This is a genomic window from Coleofasciculus chthonoplastes PCC 7420, assembly GCF_000155555.1.
Classification (GTDB): Bacteria; Cyanobacteriota; Cyanobacteriia; order Cyanobacteriales; family Coleofasciculaceae; genus Coleofasciculus; species Coleofasciculus chthonoplastes_A.
Genome location: NZ_DS989877.1, coordinates 70,415 through 75,907 on the forward strand (window position 1 = coordinate 70,415; position 5,493 = coordinate 75,907).

At 45.9% G+C, this 5,493-nt stretch carries 6 protein-coding genes and 1 pseudogene; 1 reads left to right on the plus strand and 6 read right to left on the minus strand.

What is annotated here, in order from left to right; genetic code table 11:
* Positions 1 to 43 precede the first annotated feature (43 nt).
* The 6 genes from MC7420_RS32920 to MC7420_RS32945 form a co-directional block, all read right to left on the minus strand.
* Entirely contained in the window at positions 44 to 1,231 is a 1,188-nt protein-coding gene (locus MC7420_RS32920) for an ABC transporter permease (protein WP_044211054.1), read from the minus strand.
* Between the two features lie 230 nt (positions 1,232 to 1,461).
* Complete coding sequence (locus MC7420_RS32925) at positions 1,462 to 2,898, minus strand: HlyD family secretion protein (protein WP_006106121.1); 1,437 nt, start codon at positions 2,896 to 2,898, stop codon at positions 1,462 to 1,464.
* 116 nt (positions 2,899 to 3,014) lie between these two features.
* Positions 3,015 to 3,413, minus strand: coding sequence for a response regulator (locus MC7420_RS32930; protein ID WP_006106134.1), 399 nt, complete (start codon positions 3,411 to 3,413; stop codon positions 3,015 to 3,017).
* Positions 3,414 to 3,538: 125 nt separating this feature from the next.
* Positions 3,539 to 3,943 (minus strand): response regulator, encoded by a 405-nt coding sequence (locus MC7420_RS32935; protein ID WP_006106160.1) that lies wholly within the window; start codon positions 3,941 to 3,943, stop codon positions 3,539 to 3,541.
* 112 nt (positions 3,944 to 4,055) lie between these two features.
* Positions 4,056 to 4,466 carry a response regulator gene (locus MC7420_RS32940; protein WP_006106137.1) on the minus strand — a complete coding sequence of 137 codons (411 nt, stop codon included), beginning with the start codon at positions 4,464 to 4,466 and terminating at the stop codon, positions 4,056 to 4,058.
* Positions 4,467 to 4,591: 125 nt separating this feature from the next.
* On the minus strand, positions 4,592 to 4,993 hold the full coding sequence (locus tag MC7420_RS32945; RefSeq protein ID WP_044211056.1) for a response regulator: 402 nt from the start codon (positions 4,991 to 4,993) through the stop codon (positions 4,592 to 4,594).
* 280 nt (positions 4,994 to 5,273) lie between these two features.
* On the opposite strand from MC7420_RS32945, the pseudogene MC7420_RS32950 reads away from it, so the two are divergent.
* Positions 5,274 to 5,493, plus strand: a pseudogene (locus tag MC7420_RS32950) (tetratricopeptide repeat protein); the annotation flags it as partial.

Sequence of the window (5,493 nt, forward strand, 5' to 3'; positions counted from 1 at the left end):
CAGATGTGCCATGCACTCTAAGCACTCTCAACGCTACAATTGATCAAGTTCGCGGCTGTCTGGCGGGAACGACGCCAAAAAATAAGCCAATTCCACCAGAAACGCCAACAGCCACGAGAATAGCAATGGGAGAAATTCCAGCTTTCAACGGCGAGAAAGCACCAACCAGTAAAACACCGCTTACACCAATTGCGGTTCCAATAATTCCCCCGGCGGCGGAGAGAATGATTGCCTCAATCATAAACTGAATTAGAATATCCTGTTCTCTAGCACCCACGGCTTTCCGCAGTCCAATTTCCTGGGTTCGTTCCCTAACTGATACCAGCATAATGTTCATCACGCCGATACCGCCAACAACTAAGGAAATGGCTGCGATCGCGGCGAGCATGATCGTTAATGCACCTGTTACCGCATTGACAATTTGTAAGATATCTTCCTGAGTCTGAACGCCAAAATCATCTTCACCCACAATCTTGTGGCGTCGCCGCAGTAAGTTTTCAATTTGAAACTGTGCTGCACTAATACTATCTCGATTCCTAGCAGAAATAGCAATCCAGCTAATTTGAACCCCGTAAGGCGAAGTGCGTCCCCGCAATCGATTCGCCATCGTACTCAGAGGGATAAACACCGCATCATCCTGGTTATTTCCTAAAAAAGTACCTTTGGGTTCCATCACCCCGATAACTTCAAAGCTAACATCTTTAATTCGCACCGATTGACCAATCGGATCTTGATAACCAAATAATTTTTCGACGACTTCAGAACCGAGAATGACAACTTGGTTATTGCGTTTGATGTCAATATCGTTAAAAAACCGTCCTTTGGCAATATTAAAGCTGCGAACAGATGGAAATTCTGTAGTCGTTCCTATCACCAATGAATTACTATTGCGATTGCGGTACGTAATTAAATATCTCAGATTAATTTGCGGGGCAACTTCCGCAACGGCTGGGACTTGAGTCGCGATCGCCTTAGCGTCTTCCCAAACCAATGTTTTGGGAAAATCAACCGTTGTCTGTTGCGCTTCACGAGAGCCGGGAATCACAAATAGGACATTGGGTCCTAAAGCTTCAAACTGTTCAGAGGCTAGCTTTTGCGCTCCTTGTCCAATTCCCACCATCGCAATCACTGAGGCATTTCCAATGATAATGCCCAACATAGTTAAGCTACTGCGTAGCTTGTTCGCCATCAGCGTAGTGGATGCCATTTTGATGCTTTCTACAATATCCATTGGTCATTTGTTATTGGTCATTATCGGATTATCGTGGTTGTAGGGGCGAGTCGCTGCACATAGTAGGCGGTGTAAGAATTAACCTATATCGACTCGCCCCTGTCTAAATACTTGTAATACTGGCAAGCGTTTCACCCTCATCCCCTAACCCCTTCTCCCATCAAGGGAGAAGGGGAACCGAAATGATTAATGATAAAAGATGTAGCTGCCTAGATTGCTCCACATTTCTCCTACTCTTCTTCGTCAGGATTATAGTTTTCAGGCAAATCAATAAAAACCTTTTCCCCTTCTCTCAATCCCCTAATAATCTGAGTTTTATCCTCAATCGTGGCTCCTATTGTGACTGGTTTAAACTTCGGCTGATCTTCAAAATCAGGAACCATAACTCCAGTTTCGCCCTCTTGAGTCACAACCGCCACTGTCGGAACAACCAGAGCATCGCTAATCGGTTTTCCTAAAAATGTCAGATCAACATTCATCCCTGACCGCAACTTTTCTTGTGCTTCAGGTGCTAGGGCAACTCGCACTTGAAAGGAGGTGACATCATTCTGAACAACGGCTTCTGGAGCAACTAGTCTCACCTGACCTCGGAAAGCCTGATCCGGAAACGCATCTGAGATAACTTGTACGGGCTGTTTTTCTTGAATTTGTCCAATATCAACCTCTGGAACTTCAGCCAGAACTTCCAGTTGTTTGGTGGCTAATGCCACGATTGATGTAGAGGTCGCTGAAGCTGTACTTGATGCCGAGGTTGTTGGCGTGACAAATGCCCCAACCGTGGCATATTTCTGAGTAATAATCCCCGGAAAAGGCGCACGAATAATCGTATCTTGTAGTTGGATGTAGGCAGCTTGGGTTTGGGCTTTCGCCGCTTCTACAGCGGCTTCAAATTGAGCAATTTCTTCTTTACGAGTTCCTTTGACCAGTTGCTGCAAGGCAAATTCAGCTTCTTTAACCGCAGCATTGAGTTGAAAAATTTCTGGGCTAGTTTCAGTATTTTTGGTCTCGCGGACTTGCTCTAAACGTTGTTGAGCTTCATCAAGCTGAGCTTTAGCAGTGCGAGCTTCAGCGAATACCTCTTGGAACTGATCTTGAGACACGACTCCCTCCTCCACCAAGTACTTATACCGTCGAAATCGTACTCTGGCTAAATCGAAGCGGGAACTAGCAGTTTGGACTTGAGCAATCGCTTGGTTAATTTCGCTGGGATTACCGACGAGGGCTTCAGCTAAACGGGCTTTTGCTTGATAGAGTCGCTGTTCAGCTTGTTTAATTTCTTCCGGACGAGGACCCGCTTTGGCTTCAGCGAGACGGGCTTGTGCCTGTTTTAGGTCAGCTCTGACGGCTAAAAACCGAGCTTTAACATCCTCTTGTTCCATTACCGCCACCACATCTCCCGCGTCAACCCGATCCCCTTGTTCGACTTCCAACTTAACCAAACGACCTGAGGTTTTCGGACTCAGGTTAACGGTTTGAATGGGTTGTACCGTACCATTTGCCGTGATCCGTACTGCTAAATCCTGCACATCCACTGGCACAGTTAGTTCATCAAGATCAACGGTGTCTGGTTTTGCCGCAATCACAAAATATCCCGCACCACCCGCGACAAGAAGGCTGGCTGTAATGATTCCCATTATCCAAGGGAGAGGATTATTGACTTTACCCATAGTCTGTGTCAGGTTTCCCCATCAGTCTGCTACAGCAGAGTTTTTGCGCTCAAGTTTCTAAGTTCTTCTTCTCTATGGTAACGACATCAACCAAGCGGCTGACTTACGCATCTGTACTAATTATCTTTAGGCAAAAGTGCCAAGATTTGATCGACAAACTGTTGATGATCAACAATAGGTTTTTGAATATAACCATCAGCACCACTTTGCTTAAGCAAGGCTTCGCGATCGCCTTCCATGTGAGCCACGACTAATATAATGGGCAGATTGCTGGTTTGAGCATCCGCTTTTAGCATCTGGGTAATCTTGATACCGTCTACTGGCTTACCCTGGTAAACACTGTGAGCCAGGGACACATCCATCAAGATAATATCTGCATCTCCCGCCTGGGCAATTTTCATGGCCTCCTCTACATCTTCGGTTCCCTTGACATTCAAGCCACTCCGCCGGGTGATAATTTTGGCAAAAACGCGAAGATTAATGGGATCGTCTTCTACAATCAGAACGGTTTTCATGGGCGTTGCATCAAGAAAGTTGTCTTTTCAACAAAAGTGCGCTTTGATCATCAGTCTGACAGGGACTGGGCAATTAGTAGCGCCTGTGCCGTCAAGAAAGCGTAAGTCCTATTTACGCTGATGTACTAATCATCTTTGGGCAAAAGTGCCAAGATTTGATCGACAAACTGTTGAGGATCAACAATAGGTTTTTTAATATAACCATCTGCACCACTTTGCTTAAGCAAGGCTTCGCAATCGCCTTCCATCATATTACCCGGCATTACGAATATAATGGGCAGATTGCTGGCTTGAGCGTCCGCTTTCAGCATCTGGGCCATCTTGATGCCATCGACTGGCTTACCCTGGTAAACACTGTGAGCCAGGCAAGCATCCATCAAGATAATATCTGCATCTCCCGCCTGGGCAATTTTCATGGCCTCCTCTACATCTTCGGTTCCCTTGACATTCAAGCCACTCCGCCGGGTGAGAATTTTGGAAAAAACGCGAAAATTAATGGGCTCGTCTTCTACAATCAGAACGGTTTTCATGGGCGTTGCATCAAGAAAGTTGTCTTTTCAACAAAAGTGCGCTTTGATCATCAGTCTGACAGGGACTGGGCAATTAGTAGCGCCTGTGCCGTCAAGAAAGCGTAAGTCCTATTTACGCTGATGTATCATCTTTGGGCAAAAGTGCCAAGATTTGATCGACAAACTGTTGATGATCAACAATAGGTTTTCTAATATAACCATCTGCGCCACTTTGCTTAACGTAGGTTTCGCGCTCGCCTTCCATCATATTACCCACGACTAATATAATGGGCAGATTGCTGGTTTGAGCATCCGCTTTTAGCATCTGGGTAATCTTGATGCCATCGACAGGCTTACCCTGGTAAACACTGTGAGCCAGAGAAACATCCATCAAGATAATATCTGCATCTCCCGCCTGGGCAATTTTCATGGCCTCCTCTACATCTTCGGTTCCCTTGACATTCAAGCCACCCCGCGTCGTGAGAACTTTGGAATAAACGCGAAGATTAATGGGATCGTCTTCTACAATCAGAACGGTTTTCATGGGCGTTGCATCAAGAAAGTTGTCTTTTCAACAAAAGTGCGCTTTGATCATCAGTCTGACAGGGACTGGGCAATTAGTAGCGCCTGTGCCGTCAAGAAAGCGTAAGTCCTATTTACGCTGATGTACTAATCATCTTTGGGCAAAAGTGCCAAGATTTGATCGACAAACTGTTGATGATCAACAATAGGTTTTTGAATATAACCATCTGCGCCACTTTGCTTAACGTAGGGTTCGCGATCGCCTTCCATAGCATTAGCCGCGACTAATATAATGGGCAGATTGCTGGTTTGAGCATCCGCTTTTAGCATCTGGGTAATCTTGATGCCATCGACAGGCTTACCCTGGTAAACACTGTGAGCCAGGGACACATCCATCAAGATAATATCTGCATCTCCCGCCTGGGCAATTTTCATGACCTCCTCTACATCTTCGGTTCCCTTGACATTCAAGCCACTCCGCCGGGTGAGAATTTTGGAATAAATGCGAAGATTCATGGGCTCGTCTTCTACAATCAGAACGGTTTTCATGGGCGTTGCATCAAGAAAGTTGTCTTTTCAACAAAAGTGCGCTTTGATCATCAGTCTGACAGGGACTGGGCAATGTTGCCACAAAAAAAATCAAATCTTCATCAAGTTAGTGAGCCAGACGCTTACATTACAGCAAATTTGGTGGTTGATGCAGTACAGCCTACTCCAGCAAGATCCCCGACTTCGTAGAAGTTGTCGGAGATCTGTGTAGCCTGCACGAGAACGCCAGCAAGAGTGTTAACGTAGCTGAAGATTCCTTGTTGTAGTTTGAGACTTCGCCGTGTTCAAACGTATTCTGTTATTGCCGATTTTTGTGCTGCTCGCTTTGGTGAGCAAACCTGCTCCTGTTTCTGGACAAGCCCTACTGCCCTATACTCTACAGCTCGATGCTGAGGAATTAGAGCAGCAAGGCTTGAATCTAGCGCAGGATGCCGTTCAGCTTACTCGTTTTCAGCAATACGATCTCGCCTTGTCTAGAGCTAAACTAGCCACTCAGCTGC